This is a genomic window from Ferdinandcohnia salidurans, from assembly GCF_042680725.1.
Classification (GTDB): Bacteria; Bacillota; Bacilli; order Bacillales; family Bacillaceae_L; genus Ferdinandcohnia; species Ferdinandcohnia salidurans.
Genome location: NZ_JBHUEK010000034.1, coordinates 294,651 through 319,369, shown reverse-complemented (window position 1 = coordinate 319,369; position 24,719 = coordinate 294,651). Strand labels below are relative to the sequence as shown.

Sequence of the window (24,719 nt, the reverse complement as noted above, 5' to 3'; positions counted from 1 at the left end):
GGCTTTGAATAAGAGGATAAATGAAATTAATCTATTAAAGAGCGGAATGGATGGTTTAATTGTTTATAAAGTGGATGGTGATGCGGTGGAATTCTTGTTATACAATAAATTTATTTGGAAATACCTTTATTGAATGACTTTATATATAACCTTTTATGTTTTTTTATATGTTTATTGTGAGGTGTGTTATGAAGATATTAATGTCTTTGGTTATAATCATCGGAGTTATTTCACTTATAGGAACGCTTTTAATTGCAGGAAAAGGTGATTCAAACTATAGTAGAGCTACCAAAAAGAACACTACCAATCTAACTCTAATCTATGTTGTCATTATACCTCTAGCAGTTATTGCCTTAGGGATTTATATAGTAAGGTTGTAGACGCAAATGCTATTTTTTATGGCAGCTATATATTATATTTGTAAATGAAGATATTAATCCTGTTAGGATGTATATTAACTTTAGGGAATGTTTGATATGGACTGGAAACCTGATAGAAATGCAAGGAAGGCAATCTATAAACAACTTGCGGAATATATTGAAAATGGGATAGCAGATGGTACATTTTCACCGGATAAGCCATTGCCTTCGGAAAGATATTTAGCAAAGGAATTAAATGTAAATAGAGGTACGGTTGTTGCTGCTTATGATGAGCTAGAATCTAATGGACTAATCAAGAGAAAGCGTGGAAGTGGTACAACTATAAATAAAGATATATGGGGTATTTCTAAAAAGAGAATCCCCAGCTGGAATAGATACGTAGAAGCTGGATCCTTTTTACCAAATTTACCTGTTGCACAAAAAATTCGGAAAAAAACCGAGGAATCTAATCTGATTAATTTGGCTAGCGGGGAATTGTCTGAAGACCTTTTTCCCATAGAGGATTTACGAAGCATCACTTCCACAAGATCCTATATTGGCAGTATTGGGTACGACCATCCCCAAGGGAACAAAATATTAAGGGAAACAATCTCAAAGCATGTTAAAGAATTTAGAAGAATAGAGACGAGTCCGGGGTCTATACTTATCACATCTGGAGCTCAGCAGGCTTTACATTTAGTTGTACAATGCCTCCTAAAGCCAGGGGATGCTGTTGCTATAGAAGAGCCATCATATCATTATAGTCTTCCCATCTTTAGATCAGCAGGCATTCGAACATATTCGTTTCCTATAGATAATAATGGAATTAACCCAGATGATCTCATTACTCTATATAAAAAACATCGGATAAGAATGATATTCCTTAATCCAATTTTTCAAAATCCTACTGGAACATTATTAAATGAAATGAGAAGAAAGAAAATCTTGGAGATTTCTTCTGAACACGGAATACCTATTGTTGAAGATGATCCATACAGTTTAACTTCTTTCACAGGTGAACACGTCTCATCGTTAAAATCTATGGATGTTATTGGCAATGTCTTATACATTAGTTCATTGTCAAAAATTGTTGCCTCTGGTTTACGGATTGGGTGGATAATTGGTCCTAAATCCGTTATTGAAAGATTATCAGATGCAAAACAACAGATTGATTTTGGCCACGCTAGTTTTACCCAATGGATTGCGAATGACTTTTTAGAATCGGACAAATTTGACTCTCATATAAAAAACTTAGTTGTACATTTAAAAAGTAGAAGAGATCAAATTGTTTCAAGTCTATCAGAGTATCTAGGGGAACAAGTTGAATACTATATCCCTGAAGGCGGAATTCATATTTGGTGTAAAATTAACAAGTGTTTTAATGAAATGCAACTATTAGAAGAGTCAATAAAGAAGGGCGTTATTTATCTTCCTGGTTCCACGATGGGCTCAAATAAGAATTGTGTTCGATTTACATTTGCAAGGGAAAATGAGAAAAACATTCATGAAGGGATTCGAAGATTTGCAAGTGCACTTCAAGGTATTTAAAAACCAACGTAGCATCTGCAAATATACGTTTGATTTATATTGATGAACGTAAAAGTCTTAATTTTTCATTGGGAATTCATTTCTCTTTTTCGACAAAAATCGACTGTGGTATAATAGCTATAGAACAAAAATAGATTCATAATAGAGGTTCTAGCACCCCTCTTTAAAAAAACTAAGAAGAAGCAGTACTTCATCTTGGGTACTGTTTTTTCATTTGAAAGGAAGTCTTTTATGTTAAAGGATGAAAAAGCGATGGTGGACAAGAAAGTACAACATGATTTTTTTGGTTTTAGAATAGTAGAAAACCTGCAAAAAATTAACCAAGATATTAAAAGAAGTGAACTAAAATACCATAGGAAACGTGTGCTTGTAAGCAAGGAATTTACATTTGATGCAGCACACCACCTCCACTGTTATGAAGGAAAATGTAAGAACCTTCATGGACATACATATAAAGTAGTTTTTGGTATTAGTGGTTTCGTAGATGAGATTGGCCTTGTAATTGATTTTGGGGACATCAAAGAGATCTGGAAACAGGAAATTGAAACTTACCTTGATCATCGATATCTTAATGAAACTTTACCAAAAATGAATACAACAGCAGAAAATATGGTTGTTTGGATTTATGAGAAAATGAAGGAGTCTTTGAATAAAAGATCAGAAAAATATAATGATTTAAGAGTAGAATTTGTTCGTTTATATGAAACCCCTACTAGTTATGCGGAGGTAAGACGGGAGTGGATGGAAGTTGAGTAAAATTCCGGTAATCGAAATATTCGGTCCTACCATTCAAGGTGAAGGGATGGTTATCGGCCAAAAGACCATGTTTGTTAGAACAGCTGGATGTGATTATTCTTGTTCTTGGTGTGATTCTGCATTCACTTGGGACGGTTCGGGAAAAGATTTAATAAGACAAATGGATGCAGAAGAAATATGGCAAGAGCTTAAATCAATAGGCGGTGAAGGTTTTTCATTTGTAACAATATCAGGTGGAAACCCTGCACTATTAAAAAACCTTGATTATTTAATTTGTTTATTAAAAGAAAACAACATAAAAGTTGCTTTGGAAACACAGGGAAGCAAGTGGCAGGAATGGTTCTTAAAAATTGATGAACTAACAATCTCTCCTAAACCACCCAGTTCTGAGATGGTAACAAACTTTGATGCTCTTGATATGATTATTCATAAACTTAATAAAATCCCCACAGGTCAAAACACTAGTTTAAAAGTGGTTGTATTTGATGATCAAGATTACAACTATGCGAAGAAAGTGCATTATCGTTACCCCGACATCCCATTCTTCCTACAAGTAGGAAACGACAATAATCATACGACAGACAATCAAAAACTACTTTCCCAGTTATTACAGAAATATGAATGGTTAATTAATAAAACTATGTTAGATAAAGAGTTGAAAAATGTGAAAGTACTACCTCAACTTCATACTTATATTTGGGGAAATAAACGAGGTGTGTAGTTTATAAGGAAAGTTAAACTCATAGACTTAAATATTTTGTTAGACAACATGAGGAGGTAACCTATTGGCAAACATTAATTGTAACAAAATTGAAGAAGCAGTTCGCTTAATCCTAGAGGCAGTTGGAGAGGATCCAAACAGGGAGGGGCTTCTTGAAACTCCTAAACGTGTAGCTAAAATGTATGAGGAAGTGTTTTCAGGATTAACAATTGATCCTAAAGAATACTTTGAAACAATATTTAGCGAAGATCATGAAGAACTTGTATTAGTAAAGGATATTCCATTTTACTCTATGTGCGAGCATCATCTAGTACCTTTTTATGGGACAGCACATGTCGCCTATATTCCTAGAAACGGTCGAGTAGCAGGATTAAGTAAACTTGCCCGAGCAGTTGAATCCGTATCGCGTAGACCTCAACTACAAGAAAGGATTACTTCTACTGTTGCAGATACTATTATGGAAACACTAGAGCCACATGGTGTTATGGTAGTGGTTGAAGCGGAACATATGTGTATGACCATGCGTGGAGTTAAAAAACCCGGAACAAAAACGATTACTTCGGCGGTAAGAGGGGTATTCGTAAAAGACAGCAATGCTCGTTCGGAAATTTTAAGCTATATTAATAATTAATTAAGAGTTACTACAAAATGTTCTATATAGACTCACCATGCGTTTACTCATTACTTTACGCAAAAGTTAAGGTTAACATATATGACTTATAATTACAGAGCTTTCTTCAATTAAAGGGTGGGATAGTTGAAGACGGGTAGGGTATTTTGATAAAAAGGAGGTTGACTTGGTTTGGTAAAAACAATTAACCCATAAAAAAGGTGGAGATGACACAATCGTTTAAGAACGTTGGTTCATCTCCATCTCTTTATATTTTCTATTCTTTTTAATTATTATAAAACATGGTAGATTTTAGAGTAAAAGCGCTGGCTAAATACCTCATTTACTAACGGAAAGGTTCACCGTAACTATCCAATCGGAGGAATTAACGGACAAGAATTGGACCAATTAACGCTTTTGGGTTTTCCCCTAATGCCAATTTACTAATATTTTCATAGCTGACATGTTTATACGTATTCAGTAATTCTTTCAAGTCAGGGAATTTATTATCCGCTTTTAATTTTTCGATTTCCCTTTTATATACAGACAATACATAATCATTTTGGAAGTTTGGAACGAAATCACTTGGATCTTCATCCATAACTAAGGACCCCATATATTGATATCCATACTGCATTTGACGAGTAAGTTTAATGACATTCAAAAATTTACTATAAATAGATGGTTTTATTTCATGTAAGCTTTCGATCGCTGTTTGCGCATTTTTTAGTTGATTGTAACTTGATGCTATTAGCATACGATATTCTCTCCCCTTTATTGGTATTAATCCCATGGTTTTTTTAGTGTAAGTTTTGACACGAGTTCTTTGTTTTGTTCCCTTTTTAGCTTGCGGATTTTTTCCCGTTCTTTCCCTGTCTCAAAAAGAAAGCTTTCTTCCTCTGATTCTGGAATAACACTTGGCACTTGCATTGGCCTTTTATTATCATCCAGGGGAACAAAGGTAAAGAAAGCAGTAGCCGCAATTCTTCGGCTCCCTGTTTCAAGATTTTCAGCGATCACTTTACAGAAAATCTCCATTGACTTTTTACCTGTATAGCAGACAAATGATTCGATACAGACCGAGTCACTTACACGGATTGGTTCGAGGAAGTTAACGCCGTCAGTCGATGCCGTAACGCATTCTTTTACCCGTGAATGTCTGCGAGCAGAGAGCACCGCACAAGCATCCATCTTTTTCATTAGAACACCGCCAAATAATGTATGATAATTATTCAAATCATTAATTAGCACCTGGTCGGTTTGAATTACACGTGTATCTTTAATTTTCTTTGCTTCCATTAATATCACCTTATATGAAAAATACTTTTGAAGCGGCCGCCTCTTTATGCATTAGGATTTTTTACAAGGACAATTATAATATGATTATAGTGGAAACATAAAATGCCAATTCATATATAACATTCATAACAAAATAGTATGTAAGCGCTCTTTAGCCAAAAAATAAAAAAAGCTTCCTCTAAACAAGAGGAAACAATTGAAATTATCAATCATATGGATAAGCTGTCATCAGCTTCTTTTTTGCAAATCGGATAAATTCTTTGGCAATCTGTGATAAATTTTCATCCTTTTTCCAAATCATAGCTAGATTCCATTCGATTGCAGGATTGGTTACAGTTAGGGTGTGAATATTATTTGTTAATTCCATACATGTACTTTCCGGCAACAAAGTAATACCTAAATTGGAAGCAACCATTTCTTGAATAAATTCCAATTGTGATGCTTCAGAAATAATAAACGGTTGGAAGCCAGCTTCTCTACAAGCATTGATGACAATATTTCTTAACTCAAATTCTCGGTTGAACATAATAAATGACTCTTCCTTAAGTTCTTGTAATGACACTTCCTGTTTTCCAGCGAGACGATGGGACGATGGTACAGCTAGTTTTAGTTTCTCCTTAACGAACATAAAATAGTCAATATTATTATCATTTTCACGAAGAACAACAACCCCAAAATCTAGTAAATCATTAACAATCCTCTCTTCAATCACTTTCGAACCATCTTCCTCCAATTGGAATGTTACCTCTGGATATTCTTGATGAAACGATGACATCAGTTGGGAGAAAAAAATGGTATTGGTAATCGTAGGAAGACCGATGCGGATATGCCTTTTTTTTAGCATGACCATCTTATCTAATTCCTCACCTAGTTGCTGCAGCTGATTTTCAATTTTTAATACATGTTTTTTTAGAACACGTCCCGCTTCAGTCAGTATAAGTTTTTTTCTTGTACGAATAAAAAGCTGTGTACCAAGTTCATTCTCCAATGACTTGATAATTCTACTGAGGGCAGGCTGGGTAATAAACAAATTCTCAGCTGCACTTGTAAAATTTTCAGTGCGAGTCACTTCAATAAAATATTGTAAATGTTTAATTTCCAATGATATTAACACCTTAAAAAAATTTTTTATAAAGATAATATATTTTACCATACTTTTAACCATAACACGACGGGAATTAACTCGGTCTCAAGTCTCACGCTATTTCCGCTGGAGTCATGCCAAAAAGAGAAAAAGACCCAGTGAATAATCAACACTTGGGTCGTGTTAAGTCGGTGTTAGTGCTTTTGTTCCTAAATATGTTAATCAATTGATCCAGTTCGCTTAATTTCCACCTTTATATTTGGTTTTATCTTTAGTGCTGAATATTTTTGTCTTAAATCTCCCTCAGTTAAATGGGAATATTTTCTAACACTTCTTATTTTTCTTCCGATGCCAATGGGATCCGTATTTAAATTTTTTAATTCCTCAAGTATATATCCAAATTCTTTGTTTAGGGCTTCACCAATTAGTTGCTCCATTTTGTTTAGTGCATCTTTATTTTTCAAAGAAGTAGTGGGTTGAAATTCTAATATTGAAACGGATATCGTTGCATTTAAATGAACAAATTCTTCGTTCTTTATTTCAATGTTTCCTTTGTACTTTATCGGATGAAGTGTGATCTTATAAATATCACTTTTAGGAAGGTTGAGTTTTGCCATATCCCTATTCTCTAGTTCACCAGCAGGAATCTCTACAGTTATATCACCTAAAAATGCCTTATTATTTGTGAATAATTTTAGATAAAAGGTGTTTATCAACGAAATAGACCCAACAATTTTATCATCTTTGAATAATGCAACACCATCTATAGAAGGTGCTACCCCATTTGCATTTTTAATCATGGGTAGTGTAGGATCGATACCAATTTCATATAGTGTAGTTATAAAATCATGTAAGTTGGAGTTGACTAACATTTCTTTCTTTTCGTGTTTATCCAAAAGTTGATAGATATAGGATCCCATTTCGGGATATTCTTCATAGTTTGTATTGTTAATCGTCTCCTCAGCATTATCAGTAATGGCCAAAAAGATTAAAGAACTGATACTACTATGCCGTTGCATAGTATCTAGAAAAGAAGAAATTCCTACTGTCTCTGCCATATTTTTATTTAACAGTATGGTCCTTAATTGACCAGAAGTAATGTCATGGCTTGTTTGTTCCTCTAGTTTTTGTCTGATTTGTTTATTAGTCGTTCCTTCAGCTGAAAGGGTTACACTGGTCTTTTCTTCTTTTCGGTCAAATTGTAACAAACTGATAGTGCCTTTGTATGTATTGTCATCAAGCAAGTCATAACCAATAATCGTTGAAATCCCTTGCATTTCTATTATTTTTTCAGGGGCCATGCATGCAGTACAAAGAAGAGAACACAGCAGAATAACAATTTTCTTCATTCTTTCAACTCCGTCTGGAACGAGTATTGATTTTTGATCTAATAATGATGATTACATACAAGAAAATTGGATAGATAAACCAGAGGAAAAATCCAGTTTTGCCAATTTGATCAAAAAAATAATTATTATCTACTCTTTTCGTAATGAAAAAACTGCAGATAAAAAGGATAATGGAGATGAGCCATATTCCATATTTTTGTTTTATGTGAAAAATCTGTTTAATACCCTTGGAAGAAATATATAGTGTGATACAAAGATTTGGAAAAATAACTAAAATCCATAATGGAACCGCAACAAATTCAAAACGTTCAATAAATGGAAAATGGACAGTGCTAATCATGCTGACAACAGGCCATACATTCATCTCTAATTCTTTAGCGCTAAAAAATAAAATAGAAACTACAGTTGTTAGTAAAACAAGAATGGTCGTAAACCAGACTGCTATTTGACTAAAAAGCTGAAGTTTATTTTTCTCCTTTATAAATGGAAAAATAAAAAGCAACGTCTCGAAACCTAACATTGTATAACTGCTCCTGAAAACTCCATTCATCATATCTGAAGGAGTTGTCGTCATTATAGGTAAAATTCTTGTTACATTTATTGTTTGAAGAGGTTGGTAAACAACAAATAGCAGCCATATAGTCATTAAAAAGGATAAGAAGCAAACACCGATCACTACTCTGAATCCGCCTGATACAGCATAAATGGTTATCATTAATAAAGCCAATACCCCGACCCATTCATAGACTCCTTCATATCCCCATGTTAGTGACAACTCGACATAACCAATGGTAATCGAATAATGGACGGCAATATAGTAAATGACAATTACGAAGTTTAAAATACTACCAATCAAGCGTCCAAATATATGATCATGAATTTCGAATAGAGTACCACCTTCATTTTTATTTAGGATAGATATTATTATCCATGTAATTAAGCAAACGATTAAACCAGAAAGTAAAATGGAGATCCAAGCATCTTTTTTTGATTCTAGATAGATAATTCTTGGAACTCCAAGAATCCCCATACCAATTTGCGAAGTGTGTATGATAAAAAATGCCATAAAGGCGTTAACAAAACGTGTATTTGATTTCATTTTGCACCTCAAAATTCATCTAAATCTGGTGAATTTTTTAATCGTTCCTTTAGGCGAAAGGAGTCTTTTGTTCGATTTACTAACGGTCGTCTTATATAAAAATGATGGGGGAGACGTATTAAAAAATATTTCAAATCTTTCATTCTTAGCGGATATAGAGGGGCAAGATAAGGTTTATTTAAAGAAGTTAATTTTAACAAGTGAACCATTAGAATACATATACCGATAATGATTCCGTTTAACCCCCAAATACCTGCTAAAATAATGAATGGAAATCTAGCAATTCTTACAGCAGTGCCCATTTCATAAATAGGTGCCGAAAATGCTCCTAATGCACTAAATGCAACAATAATAATCAAAATATTGCTAGTTAACCCTGCCTCAACCGTTGCTTGGCCAATGACAATTCCTCCTACAATCCCCATTGTTTGTCCTACTTTTGAAGGAAGGCGGGCCCCAGCTTCTCTAAGTAACTCAATTAAAAATTCTAGTAAGAGTGCTTCTAATAAGGGTGGAAAAGGAACTTGTGAACGTGATTGTCCAATGACAAATAACAATTTAGATGGTATAAGTTCAAAATGATAAGTCATGGCAGCCACATATATGGCTGTTAAAAATAGAGAACCTACCATAGCAAATAATCGGATAAAACGAATAAATGTACTTAAAGACCATCTCAAATAGTTATCTTCTGTTGATTCGAAAAATGAGAAAAAATTAGCAGGTCCAATAATGGCTACTGGGCTACCATCTAAAAAAACTCCAATTCTGCCGTTTAAAATCGAATAGATGAACCGATCGGGAAGCTCTGTTAAAATAAATTGTGGAAGTAAAGAGTAATGATTGTCTTCAAGGCATTGAGCCAAAACGGAACTGTCAATTATATTTTCCGATTTTAATTGATTAATCCTTTCCTTAAGTGTCTGAAGAGTGTCATCGTTCGCAATATCTTTTATATATACAATTCTAACTTGCTTTTGAACGCGAACCCCAATTTTTATTTCATCTGTGCACAAATTCTTATCTTTTAGATTTTGTCTTATTATCTTAATGTTAGAAGTTAATGATTCAGTAAACGAAATTTTAGGTCCATATACTAACGATTCTGTTTCTGCTTTCTCAATAGAGCGTTCAATGGGATTTGCGCAGTTCACAAGGAATCCCTTTTTCTCGTCTAAGAAATAAATATAAGCAAATCCATTTAATAGGGAAGAGATTACCTCTTGTTCCTCTATATTTACCTTTATTTCTTCTATAGGTATGTTTTTCATTAAATAGGTATAATGTAAGAATTCTACAGAAAGTTCTTCAATGTATTTAATGACATATTCATTTAGAATCTCTGGTTTAATTAAATTCTTCATGAAAATAATATGAATCCCCGCTTGTCCAGCTTCAATCTTTCGACAATTCAAGTCGGGCGATTCATTAAGAATCGATTTAATTTTTTCATAACCTGGGAAGTTCTCATTATTATGACGCTCTTTCATTCGTAACCTATCCTTCAACCGTTTTTATTAGTGTCTGTAAAAAACAATTAACTTATACAGAATATGGATAGTGGGACAGTGAAACATTAACTTGACATGGTAGAAGTCATTCTCACTTTTTATAAGGTCTCTTATCGGAAACACCTATCAAAATTACATGCTAATTTGTTAGGTGTTTTTTAATGTAATAATGGATGTCAAATTCTACAATTGGCCTTGTTCCTACCTTAGTAAGCCTAATTCTTATACAAAATTTACAGAAAAAAAGAGGGATTTGTATAAATTTGTTTAAATATTAAGTAAAAATACTGTTTTTTTTAAGAGGGATATAATGAACACACAAATCGATTATATTGGTAGGAAGATAAAAGAACTTCATATTGAAATATTTCAAAATTATAAGAACACAAGTGATGAGTTGAATTTTTATAATCCTATTTTTAAAAACTTGGATTTTCAAAATGTACTAGACGATAACATATTCATTCATATAGGGGATTTTTTAAGTAATAAAGAAGATAAACACAAAATTAATATAATTGCTTTTGTAGAAGCCTTTGGTCTTTCTTTGATCAAATCTAATTCTTCCATCAATCACTCTTACAATTTTGTAAATATAATCCGTTGTACAATCACGGAATTGCTTGAAACAGAAGTACATCAAAAATTTATATCGATTGATACCTTATTTGAAGTGATGAAAATAATGGAATCTATATACCAGCTTATGTCCAATACACTATTGAATATGTACAATGATGAATTGTCATTCATTAAACATGCTTTAGATGCGTCTAAAGAGGATTTAAAAATGACACTTAAAGAGCTGGCAGATTTGGAGAGTGTCTTAAATGAAGCCACTATTTTTGCGATTACAGATCGTGAAGATAGAATTCTATATGCAAATGATAATTTTTGCAATCTATACAAATATACTAGAGAAGAACTCCTAGGACAGAAACATGAGGTTTATTCTTCAAACTTTCATCCACCTTCATTTTTCGAGGATATATGGGATACGATTCAAGGTGGAGAGGTTTGGAAAGGAGAGATTCTTAATCAAGCAAAGGATGGGACAAAATATTGGCTAGATACTACAATCTTTCCATTTGTAGATTCAAACGGAGAGCGTTATAAACATATATCCATTCAATATGATATTACTGAAAAACGGAATACAGAAGAGGCACTACGTAAAACGGAGAAACTTGCGATGATTGGAGAATTGGCTGCAGGAATTGCTCACGAAATAAGAAACCCGTTAACAACAATTCGTGGATTTGTACAGCTACTGAATGATAATGGTGTAAAAGTACATTATATTGATACAATCATAGATGAGATTGATCGGATTAATTTCATTGTCAGTGAATTTATGGTCTTTGCAAAGCCTCATCAAATCTACTTCAGTGAATGCAATATTACGAGTATATTAAAAAGTGTCATTAAATTTCTCGAGCCTGAAGCTATTTTGAAAAATGTTAACATTGAATATAAATTTCCAAGAGATGAAGTACTAATTCCAGGGGAAAAAAATCAATTAAAACAAGTATTTTTAAATTTAATAAAGAACTCCATTGAAGCAATGCCTACTGGAGGTTATGTATTTATTGTTGTTGATAGGACTTATCAAGAAATTTCAATTACAATTAAGGATGAAGGGATAGGAATGAAGGCAGACCAAATAAAAAAACTTGGGGAGCCTTTTTTCACGACAAAGCAAAATGGAAATGGCTTAGGTCTAATGGTTAGCTATAAAATCATTCAAAACCATAAGGGAACGATTCAAGTGAATAGTCAACTAAATCAAGGAACGACTTTTTTTATTTCATTTGAATCTCCAAACTTTACCAGACAAATTCCAGCTTTGAATTAATGAAAAATATAATATATAGTTCCTCAAAGTGCTGCCAAATTGGGTAGCGCTTGCTTAAAATATCTTCGGAGCAGCTTGTACAAAATAAACGAATGTACGATTTTTGATTTTCGATAATCTCATTCTTGTATGACATAATTGTGAAACGAAAGTTCTTGAAGTTTTCTTTTTACAAACCGAAAGAGGATAATCAGCATGGAAGCTGCTATTGGATAGGTAGGGATTGAATAATAAAATTTCCATCCAGCATAGGATAGTGCATGATAACGAAGCGGGTTTTTTGATAAACAATAATAAAAACCAACCCAATATAGGATGGTTTTCAGTGGAACTTTATCAATTAGATAATTCTCTACGATCAACGGAATGCGGTGGTTCCTCGAACCATTCATTAGCAATCATGATTTCCGCACAGTCTTCCGCAAGTTTGACATCATTTTTAATTGCAGAAGCATATTTGAGTCCTAGATCGCGCCGCATGGAACCGGACATGGCAGTTCCATAATATGCCATGGCAGATTGAATAAGAAAGGCACAATGGAAAATCATCAATTTATCGGAAAAAGGTGCTGTCTCGGAATCGGTGATATGGGTATCCCATGAAATCGACGAACTGATAAAGTCCTCATGCAGGATTGAACGAAAAATCGAAAGGTGCTCTTCTGTCTGTTCCACCACCCTTTGGAAAAATGTCCGAATTTCTTTCGATTCAGCAGTTTGGCTAAAACCTAAGATTAAATCTTTTGCGAGCGTACTCTTCTGTAAATTAAAATAAAGACTGCTGATTTCAATAACGTTCAAGGGTCGATGTTCCCCTAACCAACCGGCAAGAAAACTTTGTTTTTTAGCAATTTCCACTTCTTCTGGCAAGGAGATGGTAGGAACCCGATCCGATAGTCCCTTAGATTTCAACATTTCTAAGGTCGTATCATATATCTCAGAAGCTCCTTTGAATGCTTCTAAATAAAATTTTCGTACGTCCAGCCTGTGAGATGTGGTCATTCCGAGTGAATAAGCCGTTAATCCATGGGTAGACATTCCGTGAAGATAAAACAGCCAAAATTCATCAGAAAATAAGCGAGGAGCATCAAGATGGACATCTTTTTCCATAAATCCATGCGGAATGGGACACTGTTCTGTTTGAAAAATCTCAGTGATCATTTGTAGGAGATGATTGGACAGTTGTTGTGCTTTTTCAAAAATGGAATAGATGTCGGAATCCATAATGGTTTTTATAGCATAGGAATTGACGCACCGTGACATCGTGTTGTTGAGATAGGGGGTCCAAAGATTCGATACATCCAGTTCTACGATTTTTTTAATCATTGCTCTACCTCCAAAATAACTTTTCTAACCCTATCAAAGCCTTGACAAAAACCAATTTATTTTGCACTTTAGTCATTGTATTAGGAACAGTTTAGGTTTGAAATGATAAACTGCTCCTTTTTACAGAGTGGGTAAGTTTAATGCTGTATTGATATTATTTAAATCCAAATTGATCTGTTCGTTTGTATCCCAAGCATGGTACCATCCTTTTTCTACCATATATGCTGATATTTGTTCATGCATATCAAGAGCTTCCACTAAATGGCGAGTGAGCATTTCTTTAATTTCCGGTGTTCCAGCCTCCGTAACTGCCATGGCATAATTTCTAATTCCACTTTTAGCTGAAATGAGTAAATCCATTGCAACCACTTGATCCGATAGTGCATCCATGCCAGTTAAAGTTTCAATGATTGGATTCATGTTCATTCATCTCCTAATTCCTAATTTTACTGCTTAGCGTTGGAAAGGATAGAAGCATATTCTTGTAATTGTCTCGTAGATACATCAATGTCTTGCTGCATAATATCTTTTAATAGCGGATCTGTAACTAATGCTCTCATTGTTTTGGATTTAGTTAAACAAGTGGTCTTAAATGCAGCTATCTCATGGACTTCAAGAACTTCATGTAAGGCGTAATTCATTTTTTTATCTCCTTCCTCAAGGTTTCAACACGACTTTTATACAATCATCCATTTTGGTGTCAAAAATCTCATAGCCACGCTTTGCTTCACTAAGTGGAAGTACATGACTTACGACATCTCCTGGGTTAATTTTTCCGGTCGAAACTAATTCAAACATATATGGCATATAGTGAATCACAGGTGCTTGCCCAGAGCGGATATTGATATTTCGCTGCATAATATCTCCAAGAGGGAAACCATTATATCTACCGCCGTAAACGCCAGTAACTTGAATTGTCCCGCCTTTACGCACTGCTTGTGTAGCCATGATAAACGCACCTAATGCTCCACCTTGAAGTTTCATTCCGCTCGCAAGGAACTCTAAATCAGTCATTTTACCGTCCATACCAACTGCATCAATGACAACATCAGCGCCGCCCTTCGTCATTTCCTTCAAATGCATTCCCACATTTTCAAAGTGTTCAAAATTTACAATTTCAACTTTGTTGGTACGTTTGGCGTGTTGCAAACGATAGTCTACATAATCTACGGCAATGACACGCTTTGCTCCTTTTAGCCAACAGAATTTTTGAGCAAAAAGTCCAACCGGACCACAGCCAAAAACAATTACTGTATCTCCATCTTTTACTCCTGCATTGTCAACACTCCAAAAACCAGTAGTCATCGCATCGGCAATAACTGTTAACTTTTCATCTGGTTCCTCACATGTCTCTGGAATTTTGAAATGAGTAAAGTTGGCAAATGGTACTCTTAAATATTCAGCTTGCCCGCCTGGATAACCACCCGTTGTACCAGAATATCCAAAATAGGCACCCATATCACCATTATCATTAGAATTATCACATTGGCTTTCCAAATGGTTTTTACAATAAATACATTCCCCGCAGGCAATGTTAAAAGGAATAATAACTCGATCCCCTTTTTTTACTTTCGTAACATTTGGTCCAACCTCTTCAACAATTCCCATTGGTTCATGACCAATAACATAGTTTTCTTGCAGGTTAGGAATCATGCCATGAATTAAATGTAAATCAGATCCACATATAGCTGTACTCGTTACTTTAATAATCATGTCATCTGGTTTTTCAATTTTTGGATCTGGAACGTCTTTGACTACAACATTTTTAATACCTTGATACGTTACTGCCTTCATGCTATACAGCCTCCAGTGTTAGTGATCATCAGGTGTCCGGTCAAACATACCTTTTCTATTGGTCTCAACCGGGAATAGATTCATTTTGCCCATCATCAATGTATTGTTGGCAGATAGTTGATCTAGTTTATACTGTTCACTTAGTTCGTATGGATGGAACCATTTTTTATTAATCATTAGTTCTGTAATTTCTTGGTGCATGGCAATACCTTGCATTAACTGCTTTCGTAAGAGGGTTCTAACATCAGGGGATGCAGACTCTGTTAATGCGACAGCAATATTGCGCACACCTTCTTTGGCACGAAGAAGTAAGTCCATCGCAAATGTGGTATCAGCTAGCTCTGGTACGTGTAACGCGTTTATAGGGTCTAAATAGTCCTGGTTCAATGAAATTGCCTCCTTTTCAATTTATTATTGGTGTTGGCCGGTTTTGAGGAACTGGAGCTTCAAAAGGTGCGCGTTGATAAACTGCCTGTAATTCTCCAAGCGCTTGCATGGATTGTTCAACATCTTTTTGCATTAGTGCTCTCAAATCATGATCAAATACCAGTCCTTGCATTAGTTTTGATTTCGCTAAGCAAAGGGTTTTAAAATTTATAACTTCATGTAAATCCAATGACTCATGATCGGCTAATTTTTTTATGTCCATTTTTGGTTCCCTCCTTATTGACTCAAACAAAAGTATTGTTCCAAATTTACGATAAATTATTCATTAATAGCGCTTAAAAAGAGCCTATTCAACCTAAGAGAATTACCTGGATTCCAATGCTAACAATGATTTCATTGAACTCTACCAGGACGTGAAACCTGAAATTTTGCAAAAGCTTTATAAAGAAGCAATAAAGATAATGAGTTCTCATAAGATAATTGTTTCTGTATTTGAAGGAGCGTCAATTACAAACCAACTCTCTATTTTAAAAGATTTTCAAAACGATATAGAAGTGTGTAAGTCCATATATACAAAGGAATTCTCACTTTGGACCATGGAGTTTGAAAGTAATGGAGATTTAGAGGTATAACCTAATGAAAAGGTAAGTATATCTACGAAGTATTAACAGAGAGGAATATAGGGTCTGCCCCTAGTTTGTTAAAGCATTAACGTATGTGGCGCGCCGGAGAAGATACGGATTGTTAATATGAAATGGAATTTGATTTCCCTGCTGGATATGAAAATAAGGAAAATCTGAATATTTTCATCCACTCGACTGCCTAAAAAACATAATTTACTCCTGATCGCCCTGTGAACCTAACGGAAACATGAATTTCGTCAGATTCTTTCTGCATTCTAGCTCTGGGTAGGTCAAAGTAATCTGAGTAAAAATAAATATATTTTATAATTTTGTATAAGTTTACTTTACTTTTATAAAAGGTCAATTTATAATTTTATTCAAGAGGTGATGGTCATGAAGAAAGATTTTGGTGATTCGATCTCCAATAAGGTGTATGAATATCGTGTACTTGCCAGAATGTCTCAGCAAGAATTAGCAGAGAAAGTCGGGGTTTCCAAACAAACCATCTTCGTAATGGAAAAAGGAAATTATGTTCCGACTCTCTTGTTAGCTTTTCGAATTGCCGACTTTTTTAATGTTGATGTAAATGAGATTTTTACTTATGTGAAAGGGAGTGGACATGGTGATTGATTTTTCAGATATTTCTAACGCAATTTTTAATCCATTAAAGTCTTGGGCAGAACAATCACAAGGAAATTGGAATATTCTTATTGTTAGTGGTTTTTTATTGGTTTTTGTCGGAGGGATTCTCACATACGTATTACAGAAAAAAATGGGCGAAGCTGACGAAAGAACAGATCAAATAAAATTAAAAAGTGCCTTCATAATGTTAAGTGGAATAGTTTTGTGTGACGTGATTTTCCCAAAAGAATATATGTGGCAAATTTTCTTCTTATTTAAATATTCACTTGCATTCCTTGCCTCTGCAGTCTATTTAGCTATTCGATATAAAAAAGATTTTATTGGTTAAAGAACTAAACAAGAGGTATGGGGAAAATTGAAAAAAATAGTTAGAATTGGGAGAAGAGGAGGGGCAAAAAATTAGGACAGTTATCAAAAGTCGTTCGCCAAGAACAATTCTTATCCTTCTTTTTTTCCTGTTTTTAGTATTGATATACGGGTACCAACGACTAGAGAAGGACTTTATATATCCGAATTTACCTGTAGCAGTCGAGGAAGATTTTTTATCAGAATCATACTTTTCTGAACTCTCAGAGCAATATGATCTAATTCGCTCTGAACATCGAAAATGGTATAAATTTGATACATCCAAAGCAACTGCATCACATGCAATCCTAACGAAAATGATGGATGATTTGGTAGGAAATCAAAAGCATTTTAACGGGCATAAGCAATTTAATCTGTTTTTTGAGACATTTGATCACCATGTCAAACAACTTCCTTATATCACGGAAGAGATTCACTATTTTCGCAATGTACTGAATCGATATGGAGAGGCGCCTGATCAATTAGAAGAAATGATTGAACTAGTAGCATGCGGAAAATGGCAGCTATTCAGTGCTAAATATCACCGGTATGAAGTAAGAGAATATGACGCCGCTTATAATGTGAAGTTTATATCATCAGATGGTCGCTTTGAAGTAGTCTATCATGCTGAAACAGGTCAAATGGTAAACGATCCGGTAAACATGGGCACGTATAATTTTGCGCCAGGGAGTATCCATCCATTGAAGTATTACCAGCACCATAAATACGATAAAGTTCCTTGGAAGAAATGGGGTAATAACAATCAGATTTCATACAAGGAAATTACAAAGCGGCCGTCAAGGCATGGCTCAACGGAGCAAAAGAAAAGTACGAAAGAACTCGAGAACTTAATCAAAAACAAAATATCGGATTCAAAGAAGTGTCGATAAAGATTCGATCCTTCAGGATTTGATGTGCTAAAGGAAGTTACCACACTAGCAAAATTCACAGAATCTGAAAGTTTTCAAGGTGTTTAAAGTAGGTTTGGATATATGTAGAAAAATGAAATGTTGGGAAAACTTCTTGAAAAAAACCCCTTACAACTTGACTACAGCGATGGTTCCCCGTAATGACTGTATCCAGAGTTTGTGATTTAATACACTTCAACATAGTTTAGAACATCTGTTCTATAAAGCTGAAAAGTTTGCACCTCTAATGCTTTACCGTGGTGGGGGTCAGGCCCTTTCTTTTTGCGTAAACGAAAGTAAGTGTTTAGCATGTAAGGGAAACAACTAATATTGTTGAATGTCACACGTTTAAAGGAAATAAGGATGGAAGAGAAAAAATTTAGTTGTCTGAACGGAGTATATTGATTTTGGAGCATTGTAATGGTATTCTTCAGGGAGTCTTTCGGTTTACGTAAGACTCTTTTTATATTTCGAAATGTGGGCTTGTTCTTCAGTTCTGTAAAAGTTTACTAGATGGGGTCTGACACCAAATTTGCAGCCCTCCTTTTAGTGGCGGAAATAGTAGGGAACCGGGAGAACCGTCCCCATGGTTCAAGAAAGTGGTGTGAAAGATGAGTAAGGGGTATGTTGTAACGGTTTTTTCTTCTGTTCAATGGCTTATTTTTATTTTTGCTAATACAGTGGTTGTCCCGATTTCGATAGGAACCGTGTTTGAGGTGCCTCAAGATACGATTGGAATGATGCTAAGATTCTCTTTAATCCTTACAGGGGTAGCTTGTATGTTTCAAGGATGGATTGGACATCGAATGCCCATTATGGAAGGACATTCTGGGTTGTTATGGGGCGTTATATTAAACCTAGGGCTCACTGCTTCTTCGATGGGAATGAGCCTAACTACGATTGGTGGAGGGATCACGACTGGGATTCTACTCGCATGTGCATTTACAATCGTTTTAACAGTATGTAATGGTTTGTCACTTTTTCAGTCACTCTTCAGTCCAATGGTCATGTCAGTCTATCTTTTTCTCTTAACCTTCCAATTGATTTTTATCTTCTTTAAAGGAATGTTTCCTTTAACAAAGGATGGGGTATTAGATATACCGTTAAGTTTATTATCAATCGGAATTGTAATCCTAGTTGTGATTATAAAACTTAAAGGCTCTAAATCTATTAGTAATTTCTCCATTTTAATAGGTTTAATGATTGGATGGATATTGCATGATCTATTGTTTATGGATGTTAGTCAAGGGGAGTTAGAAGCATCCTCGATGTCTTTCACTTTATTTCCTATTGGAGAACCAAATCTAGAGTTTGGGATAATTGTCGTGACATTCTTTGCAGTGGTAATCAATTTGAGCAATACATTTGCTTCGATTGAAGCAGCCGGAAAACTGATAAACAAAGAAACCCCACAACGTAGATTTCGTAATTCTATCTATGTGACAAGTGTTTTTACGGCGCTTGGTACGGGATTTGGGCTAGTACCTTACACACCATTTACATCCTCAATCGGATTTCTACAAAGTACAAGAATATTTCATTCGAAACCGTTCCTTATCGGTGGTGGGTTATTAACAACAATCGGACTGGTTCCTATATTCGGATCATTCCTTGCAACCATGCCAATTTCAGTAGGAAATGCTGTTTTATTTGTTGCCTATTTACAATTATTCGGTACAGCCTTTAGCAGCCTTAACGGGAAAACGTTTAATTCGAATACAATTTTTCGATTGGCAGCACCTGTTCTAGCTGGGATTAGTATCATGAATATTTCACCAACTGTTTTCTCTGACATCCCACTATATATACAGCCGTTTATTAGCAATGGCTTAATTATAGGAGTTTTACTATCAGTTACATTAGAGAAAATAGTGAATTGGAAGGTATTTGAGACGGTAGAATTGAATAGGTAGTGGACATTTACTGGAATGATTAGAGTGCCTGACCCCCAGCGCGGTAATGCTTTACTGTGTTGGGGGACAGGCGCTTTTTATTAGGGATAATATTCACATTACAAGCCAACTACTTATTAGTTGTGGCTGCTTAGAACTAGGGGTCTAACACCAATTATTTCCCCATTAAGAGTGAATCTTTAGTATTATTAATATAAATAATTATTTGAAAATTAAAGTCGCTTATATTGTCGTTCTGAAAGTGGGGAGCAAAATGGAAACAACAAAGAGTCTATTATTCGAGGTCTCGGAATATTTGGAGGAGATTATTAATAATGCCAAATCGATGATTAATCTCGATTTTTCAGTAGTTGATGAACATTTGCTTAGAATTATTGGAACAGGGCACTACGAAAAGTATGTTGGATTAAATTTACCTTCACAGACAGCCCACGACCATGTGGTTAGAAAAGGTGAACCTCTTGTATTAGTAGATCCCTTAGAAAATACAGTTTGTAAGACTTGTTCAGTTAGAAGTATCTGCTTGCAAGAGTATAGTGTGATTTACCCCATAACAATAGAGGGCAGTGTTATTGGAGCGATTACTGCTGCTGGTTTTGATGAAAGTTCGAAAGAAACCCTTTTACGTATGAAAGATGAGATACAATATTACTTAAAAACCATATCAGAGTTTATTTCTACTAAGCTACGAGATAAAGAAAGAGAAAGAATACAAGAGAGTATTTTAAATACAATCAACAATGGTGTTCTCCTAACAGACCACAAGGGTTTAATTATAAAAACAAATGATCGTTTGAAAAGTTTGGGGATTGAGAAAAATGAGTGGGTGCATAAGTATTTACCCACCTTCTTAATAAATAAAATCTTTAATGACAATATTACTGCATATGAAACCGAATGTAATGTTGAGGTTAGCGGTGAGGTATATCCTTTTCACATTATCGTTAAGCCTGTAAATGAGAAACGAACAAATTCCAATTTTTTGTTTGTTTTCAATGAAATTAAAGAGAGTATAGTAGAGAAAATTGATGAATCGTTCTATCATGAACTCGACAACATTGTCGGAAAAAGCAAGGCAATTACTGAAACTAAGAAACTAGCTATAAATGCATCCAAAGGCATATCTAATGTTTATATTCAAGGAGAAAGTGGTACAGGAAAAGAATTATTTGCAAGAGCTGTCCATAATTTAAGTAATCGGGTTAACGAACCATTTATTTCTGTCAACTGCGCAGCGATTCCAGAACATTTATTAGAAAGTGAATTATTTGGTTACGAAGAAGGTGCTTTTACAGGGGCAAAGAAGGGTGGAAAACCTGGTAAGTTCGAATTGGCGAATGGAGGTACTATTTTTCTAGACGAGATAGGCGATCTTTCCCTTCATTTACAGCCTAAGCTACTTAGAGTCATTGAATATGGAGAATTAGAACGTGTTGGTAGCGTCCATATGAAAAAACTAGACGTCCGAATCATTGCAGCTACAAATAGGGATTTGGAAACAATGGTTACCGAAGGGACATTTCGGGAGGATTTATATTATCGTCTAAATGTGATTCATCTCCCAATTGCCCCGTTACGAAAAAGAAGAGAAGATATTATGTTGCTCGCCAACTCCTTTCTTCAAAAATATAATAGGAAACTTGGGAAGAACATTAAATATTTCTCAGATGATTGTGAAAAGGCCTTATTAATATACAATTGGCCAGGAAATGTACGCGAACTGGAAAATGCAGTTGAATATGCGGTACACATGGAAAGTACAAATACCATTCAAGTTGAGAGTTTACCTGTGAAAGTAAAAAATAGCGGGGTAGACATTATTAATACAAATAGTAGTTATAGAATAAAGGATATAGAACAAATAACTATTCAAAACTTAATCGAACATCATGGAAACGATTATGAAGGAAAAGTAAGGGTAGCCAAAGAATTAGGGATTAGTGTTTCTACATTGTATAGAAGATTAAAATCGATGGGCATTTAATTTTTTTGGGATTTTAAGGTAAATATCAAGATTTATCAAAATGACAATTCTTTTATCAAATTGATAAAGGGGTTGTCGTTTTTATTTTAGTGGTTTTTTATGAAGGGTAATTGTTTTTTTTCTCAAATTGATAAATCAAATTGATAATAAATAATAAAGCTATTTTGAAAATGTTGATTTATATACGTTTAAAAGGTTGGCACGGTACTTGCATAACTTTAAGTTGAACAATACACAGGAGGTAACTAAATGAAACCAGTAATTGGAATATGTGCAAATTTTACAGCAGATGACACAGTAGGAGTAAAAAGTGGGCTAGGGCTACCAGGTCAAGAATGGCAGGTTTTAGCAGATGATTATGTGAAAGCAATTGAAAGGGCTGGTGGGACTCCAATTATTCTACCGATTACATCTGATGTAGAAGCTCTTTCGGGTATTTTACCAAAATTAGATGGGATTCTTTTTTCAGGTGGTTCGGATATTGAGCCGAAATATTATGGGGAACAACCTAGATATGGTTTGGGTGATATTGATCCATATCGGGATCGTCATGAAATGGAATTAGCAAATATAGTTATCCATGATATGGATATTCCAGTGCTAGGTATTTGTCGTGGTAGTCAACTAATTAATGTTGTTATGGGTGGAACAATCTACCAAGATTTAAAGCTAGAAAGGGATAAAGGTTTTAACCATACACTAAAAGGAGCACCTAAATTTCATCCAACTCACCCAGTAACGATTAAAGATGGATCAAAACTAGCAGCTATTTTTAATGAAACAGAGATATGGGTGAACAGCTTTAATCATCAGGGTATAAATAAAATTGGAGATAAGATTGAAGTAACGATGGAAGCTCCGGATGGCCATGTCGAGGGAATTGAAATGATAGGGGACCGCTTTGTGGTAGCAGTCCAGTGGCATCCAGAAATGATGATAGATAAGTATAATCAGTATCAGGTATTATTTGATGTATTTGTAAGTAGGTGCAACGTTAATGTCTTGAATAAGAAAGAAATGGTTTAAAAACCAATTAATTTATATAAGGGGGAATAGACAATGGAAACATTTCAATCAATTATCGGCTGGTTGGCGGGAATCATTTGGGGCCCATGGCTCATTGTTACATTAGTTGGAGTTGGGGTTTATTTTACAATTGGTACAAAGTTCATTCAAATTCGCAAATTACCATTTATTTTTTCACAAACTTTTGGAAAGGCATTCAAAAAGGACTCGGACATCAAAGGTGAAGGAACACTTACACCTCGTCAAGCCGTTTCGACAGCATTGGCTTCAACGATTGGTGTCGGTAACATTGTTGGAGTAGCAACTGCAATTGCCATGGGTGGACCAGGTGCTATTTTCTGGATGTGGGTATCAGGATTTTTCGGTATGTGTACCAAGTATGCAGAGATTGTCCTTAGCATCCAATACCGTGAGAAAGGAAAAGACGGTACTTTTATGGGCGGACCTGCATGGTATATGAAGAAAGGTCTTAACTCCTCTTTCTTAGCTGTATTTTTTACGATTGGATTAGCGTTAGCATGTATTGGTGGAAATATGGTTCAAGCAAATTCAGTTTCTCAAACATTTAAAGAGAATTTTAATATCCCATCTATATGGGTTGGTATTGTTATGGTTATTCTTGTTACTTTAGTTTCACTTGGTGGAGTGAAAGTACTAGGAAGAGTAACAGAAATTATGGTACCGATCATGGCATTATTTTTTATCTTTGGTGGATTAATTGTTATTTTTCAAAATATTACGGAAGTACCAGGAGCATTTGGATTAATCATAAAAAGTGCATTTGCACCTACTTCGGTGGGTGGAGGGATTGCTGGTTTTGCGGTAATGGAAGCTGTTCGATATGGAATCTCAAGGGGACTTTATTCAAACGAAGCTGGACAAGGTACAGCACCGATTGCACATGCTACTGCAAAAACAGATCACCCAGTCCGTCAAGGATTATGGGGAATTACAGAGGTATTCATTAATACATTCTTAATCTGTACAATTACAGCATTAACGATCTTAACAACTGGAGTATTAGGCCCTGATAGTAACCCTGCAGTATTGACGAGTGTTGCGTTTGGTACCGTCCATCCAATCTTCCAATATATTGTGAGTATAAGTCTAATTTTATTTGCATTTTCTACGGTTATTGGTCTTGCATTCTATGGAGCTACTTTGGCAAAGTATATTGGTGGAGAGAAATTAAGCAATGTGTACCGATTCGTATATCTTCCATTTACCTTCATTGGGGCTGTTGGCGGTTTACAGATGATTTGGGGGATTGTTGATGTATTAATCGGGGTGGCAGTCATTCCGAACTTAATTGCTTTACTATTTTTAAGTCCGCTAGTGTTTAAGCTAACTAACGAGTTTTTCGCTGATCCAACTAAATTTGATTTGAAATATGAAAAATCTAATAAAGTTGTATAAGTAGATTAAGAAGTTCTTCTTAGTTCTGAGAAAAATAGATACTGTTATAAATAAGTAATGGAAGTAGCCCTTTATTATGGGGCTGCTTTTTTGTTGTTTCTAGGGATATTTTTCCTCACCATCACCCCGTCACAAATCTTTCACATTCTAACATGCCCCTTTTT

At 34.9% G+C, this 24,719-nt stretch carries 24 protein-coding genes, 1 pseudogene and 1 riboswitch; of the genes and pseudogenes, 12 read left to right on the top strand and 13 right to left on the bottom strand.

The window, feature by feature from the left end; translation table 11 throughout:
• The first annotated feature begins 476 nt into the window (after positions 1–476).
• The 4 genes from pdxR to folE all read left to right on the top strand — a co-directional run bounded on the left by pdxR (position 477) and on the right by folE (position 4,015).
• Entirely contained in the window at positions 477–1,907 is a 1,431-nt protein-coding gene (gene pdxR / locus ACFSFW_RS23835; RefSeq protein ID WP_388042113.1) for a MocR-like pyridoxine biosynthesis transcription factor PdxR, read from the top strand.
• A gap of 138 nt (positions 1,908–2,045) precedes the next feature.
• A riboswitch (PreQ1 riboswitch) is annotated at positions 2,046–2,089 on the top strand.
• Positions 2,090–2,159: 70 nt separating this feature from the next.
• Complete coding sequence (queD, locus tag ACFSFW_RS23830; RefSeq protein WP_388042208.1) at positions 2,160–2,663, top strand: 6-carboxytetrahydropterin synthase QueD; 504 nt, start codon at positions 2,160–2,162, stop codon at positions 2,661–2,663.
• Positions 2,656–3,384, top strand: a complete 729-nt coding sequence (gene queE / locus ACFSFW_RS23825) for a 7-carboxy-7-deazaguanine synthase QueE (RefSeq protein ID WP_388042111.1) — start codon at positions 2,656–2,658, stop codon at positions 3,382–3,384. Before queD ends, queE begins: the two co-directional genes overlap by 8 nt.
• Positions 3,385–3,448: 64 nt before the next feature.
• Positions 3,449–4,015 (top strand): GTP cyclohydrolase I FolE, encoded by a 567-nt coding sequence (gene folE, locus ACFSFW_RS23820; protein ID WP_304217310.1) that lies wholly within the window; start codon positions 3,449–3,451, stop codon positions 4,013–4,015.
• A gap of 364 nt (positions 4,016–4,379) precedes the next feature.
• Here folE and ACFSFW_RS23815 read toward each other — a convergent pair whose 3' ends face one another.
• The 6 genes from ACFSFW_RS23815 to ACFSFW_RS23790 form a co-directional block, all read right to left on the bottom strand.
• Complete coding sequence (locus ACFSFW_RS23815) at positions 4,380–4,751, bottom strand: hypothetical protein (protein ID WP_304217313.1); 372 nt, start codon at positions 4,749–4,751, stop codon at positions 4,380–4,382.
• A gap of 26 nt (positions 4,752–4,777) precedes the next feature.
• Entirely contained in the window at positions 4,778–5,293 is a 516-nt protein-coding gene (locus ACFSFW_RS23810; RefSeq protein ID WP_304217316.1) for an acyl-CoA thioesterase, read from the bottom strand.
• A gap of 205 nt (positions 5,294–5,498) precedes the next feature.
• On the bottom strand, positions 5,499–6,395 hold the full coding sequence (locus ACFSFW_RS23805; protein WP_099353196.1) for a LysR family transcriptional regulator: 897 nt from the start codon (positions 6,393–6,395) through the stop codon (positions 5,499–5,501).
• A 200-nt stretch (positions 6,396–6,595) separates the two neighbouring features.
• Positions 6,596–7,726 carry a Ger(x)C family spore germination protein gene (locus ACFSFW_RS23800; RefSeq protein WP_304217319.1) on the bottom strand — a complete coding sequence of 377 codons (1,131 nt, stop codon included), beginning with the start codon at positions 7,724–7,726 and terminating at the stop codon, positions 6,596–6,598.
• Positions 7,727–7,730: 4 nt separating this feature from the next.
• Positions 7,731–8,825, bottom strand: coding sequence for a GerAB/ArcD/ProY family transporter (locus tag ACFSFW_RS23795; protein WP_388042107.1), 1,095 nt, complete (start codon positions 8,823–8,825; stop codon positions 7,731–7,733).
• Between the two features lie 8 nt (positions 8,826–8,833).
• Entirely contained in the window at positions 8,834–10,315 is a 1,482-nt protein-coding gene (locus ACFSFW_RS23790; RefSeq protein WP_304217324.1) for a spore germination protein, read from the bottom strand.
• Positions 10,316–10,646: 331 nt separating this feature from the next.
• Between ACFSFW_RS23790 and ACFSFW_RS23785 the strand changes: the two genes are divergently transcribed.
• Complete coding sequence (locus ACFSFW_RS23785; RefSeq protein WP_304217326.1) at positions 10,647–12,191, top strand: ATP-binding protein; 1,545 nt, start codon at positions 10,647–10,649, stop codon at positions 12,189–12,191.
• A gap of 336 nt (positions 12,192–12,527) precedes the next feature.
• Here the strand turns inward: ACFSFW_RS23785 and ACFSFW_RS23780 are convergent, their stop codons facing one another.
• The 6 genes from ACFSFW_RS23780 to ACFSFW_RS23755 form a co-directional block, all read right to left on the bottom strand.
• The gene (locus ACFSFW_RS23780; protein WP_304217328.1) at positions 12,528–13,517 is read right to left on the bottom strand and encodes a DUF3231 family protein; all 990 of its coding nucleotides are present in this window, start codon (positions 13,515–13,517) and stop codon (positions 12,528–12,530) included.
• A 120-nt stretch (positions 13,518–13,637) separates the two neighbouring features.
• Positions 13,638–13,937, bottom strand: a complete 300-nt coding sequence (locus ACFSFW_RS23775) for a spore coat protein (RefSeq protein WP_304217387.1) — start codon at positions 13,935–13,937, stop codon at positions 13,638–13,640.
• A gap of 26 nt (positions 13,938–13,963) precedes the next feature.
• Positions 13,964–14,158, bottom strand: coding sequence for a hypothetical protein (locus ACFSFW_RS23770; RefSeq protein WP_304217329.1), 195 nt, complete (start codon positions 14,156–14,158; stop codon positions 13,964–13,966).
• A 16-nt stretch (positions 14,159–14,174) separates the two neighbouring features.
• Entirely contained in the window at positions 14,175–15,311 is a 1,137-nt protein-coding gene (locus ACFSFW_RS23765; RefSeq protein ID WP_304217331.1) for a zinc-dependent alcohol dehydrogenase, read from the bottom strand.
• An 18-nt stretch (positions 15,312–15,329) separates the two neighbouring features.
• Positions 15,330–15,698 (bottom strand): spore coat protein, encoded by a 369-nt coding sequence (locus ACFSFW_RS23760; protein WP_304217332.1) that lies wholly within the window; start codon positions 15,696–15,698, stop codon positions 15,330–15,332.
• 16 nt (positions 15,699–15,714) lie between these two features.
• The gene (locus ACFSFW_RS23755; protein WP_304217335.1) at positions 15,715–15,960 is read right to left on the bottom strand and encodes a spore gernimation protein GerQ; all 246 of its coding nucleotides are present in this window, start codon (positions 15,958–15,960) and stop codon (positions 15,715–15,717) included.
• 754 nt (positions 15,961–16,714) lie between these two features.
• Between ACFSFW_RS23755 and ACFSFW_RS23750 the strand changes: the two genes are divergently transcribed.
• Genes ACFSFW_RS23750 through ACFSFW_RS23740 form a run of 3 tightly spaced genes read left to right on the top strand, consistent with a single transcriptional unit; the run spans position 16,715 to position 18,198 of the window.
• Positions 16,715–16,951 carry a helix-turn-helix transcriptional regulator gene (locus tag ACFSFW_RS23750; RefSeq protein ID WP_099353227.1) on the top strand — a complete coding sequence of 79 codons (237 nt, stop codon included), beginning with the start codon at positions 16,715–16,717 and terminating at the stop codon, positions 16,949–16,951.
• Positions 16,944–17,291, top strand: a complete 348-nt coding sequence (locus tag ACFSFW_RS23745; protein WP_388042104.1) for a DUF2178 domain-containing protein — start codon at positions 16,944–16,946, stop codon at positions 17,289–17,291. Before ACFSFW_RS23750 ends, ACFSFW_RS23745 begins: the two co-directional genes overlap by 8 nt.
• A 46-nt stretch (positions 17,292–17,337) precedes the next feature.
• Positions 17,338–18,198 (top strand): hypothetical protein, encoded by an 861-nt coding sequence (locus tag ACFSFW_RS23740; protein WP_388042102.1) that lies wholly within the window; start codon positions 17,338–17,340, stop codon positions 18,196–18,198.
• Positions 18,199–18,280: 82 nt separating this feature from the next.
• Here the strand turns inward: ACFSFW_RS23740 and ACFSFW_RS23735 are convergent.
• Positions 18,281–18,394, bottom strand: a pseudogene (locus tag ACFSFW_RS23735) (DUF6434 domain-containing protein); the annotation flags it as partial.
• A gap of 433 nt (positions 18,395–18,827) precedes the next feature.
• Here ACFSFW_RS23735 and ACFSFW_RS23730 point away from each other — a divergent pair.
• The 4 genes from ACFSFW_RS23730 (at position 18,828) to ACFSFW_RS23715 (ending at position 24,555) form a co-directional block, all read left to right on the top strand.
• Positions 18,828–20,129, top strand: coding sequence for a uracil/xanthine transporter (locus ACFSFW_RS23730; RefSeq protein ID WP_388042101.1), 1,302 nt, complete (start codon positions 18,828–18,830; stop codon positions 20,127–20,129).
• 253 nt (positions 20,130–20,382) lie between these two features.
• Positions 20,383–22,113: a sigma 54-interacting transcriptional regulator gene (locus ACFSFW_RS23725; RefSeq protein ID WP_388042100.1), complete on the top strand. Its 1,731-nt coding sequence runs from the start codon at positions 20,383–20,385 to the stop codon at positions 22,111–22,113.
• A 249-nt stretch (positions 22,114–22,362) separates the two neighbouring features.
• Positions 22,363–23,139 (top strand): gamma-glutamyl-gamma-aminobutyrate hydrolase family protein, encoded by a 777-nt coding sequence (locus ACFSFW_RS23720; protein WP_388042098.1) that lies wholly within the window; start codon positions 22,363–22,365, stop codon positions 23,137–23,139.
• Between the two features lie 33 nt (positions 23,140–23,172).
• Positions 23,173–24,555: an alanine/glycine:cation symporter family protein gene (locus ACFSFW_RS23715; RefSeq protein WP_388042097.1), complete on the top strand. Its 1,383-nt coding sequence runs from the start codon at positions 23,173–23,175 to the stop codon at positions 24,553–24,555.
• Positions 24,556–24,719: the final 164 nt, after the last annotated feature.

Bases quoted from the DNA above. Each gene is read 5' to 3' on its own strand.
- pdxR (WP_388042113.1), top strand. From the start codon at position 477: ATGGACTGGAAACCTGATAGAAATGCAAGGAAGGCAATCTATAAACAA.
- queD (WP_388042208.1), top strand. From the start codon at position 2,160: ATGGTGGACAAGAAAGTACAACATGATTTTTTTGGTTTTAGAATAGTA.
- ACFSFW_RS23815 (WP_304217313.1), bottom strand. From the start codon at position 4,751: ATGCTAATAGCATCAAGTTACAATCAACTAAAAAATGCGCAAACAGCG.
- ACFSFW_RS23810 (WP_304217316.1), bottom strand. From the start codon at position 5,293: ATGGAAGCAAAGAAAATTAAAGATACACGTGTAATTCAAACCGACCAG.
- ACFSFW_RS23800 (WP_304217319.1), bottom strand. From the start codon at position 7,726: ATGAAGAAAATTGTTATTCTGCTGTGTTCTCTTCTTTGTACTGCATGC.
- ACFSFW_RS23795 (WP_388042107.1), bottom strand. From the start codon at position 8,825: ATGAAATCAAATACACGTTTTGTTAACGCCTTTATGGCATTTTTTATC.
- ACFSFW_RS23790 (WP_304217324.1), bottom strand. From the start codon at position 10,315: ATGAAAGAGCGTCATAATAATGAGAACTTCCCAGGTTATGAAAAAATT.
- ACFSFW_RS23785 (WP_304217326.1), top strand. From the start codon at position 10,647: ATGAACACACAAATCGATTATATTGGTAGGAAGATAAAAGAACTTCAT.
- ACFSFW_RS23780 (WP_304217328.1), bottom strand. From the start codon at position 13,517: ATGATTAAAAAAATCGTAGAACTGGATGTATCGAATCTTTGGACCCCC.
- ACFSFW_RS23775 (WP_304217387.1), bottom strand. From the start codon at position 13,937: ATGAATCCAATCATTGAAACTTTAACTGGCATGGATGCACTATCGGAT.
- ACFSFW_RS23770 (WP_304217329.1), bottom strand. From the start codon at position 14,158: ATGAATTACGCCTTACATGAAGTTCTTGAAGTCCATGAGATAGCTGCA.
- ACFSFW_RS23765 (WP_304217331.1), bottom strand. From the start codon at position 15,311: ATGAAGGCAGTAACGTATCAAGGTATTAAAAATGTTGTAGTCAAAGAC.
- ACFSFW_RS23755 (WP_304217335.1), bottom strand. From the start codon at position 15,960: ATGGACATAAAAAAATTAGCCGATCATGAGTCATTGGATTTACATGAA.
- ACFSFW_RS23750 (WP_099353227.1), top strand. From the start codon at position 16,715: ATGAAGAAAGATTTTGGTGATTCGATCTCCAATAAGGTGTATGAATAT.
- ACFSFW_RS23730 (WP_388042101.1), top strand. From the start codon at position 18,828: ATGAGTAAGGGGTATGTTGTAACGGTTTTTTCTTCTGTTCAATGGCTT.
- ACFSFW_RS23725 (WP_388042100.1), top strand. From the start codon at position 20,383: ATGGAAACAACAAAGAGTCTATTATTCGAGGTCTCGGAATATTTGGAG.
- ACFSFW_RS23720 (WP_388042098.1), top strand. From the start codon at position 22,363: ATGAAACCAGTAATTGGAATATGTGCAAATTTTACAGCAGATGACACA.
- ACFSFW_RS23715 (WP_388042097.1), top strand. From the start codon at position 23,173: ATGGAAACATTTCAATCAATTATCGGCTGGTTGGCGGGAATCATTTGG.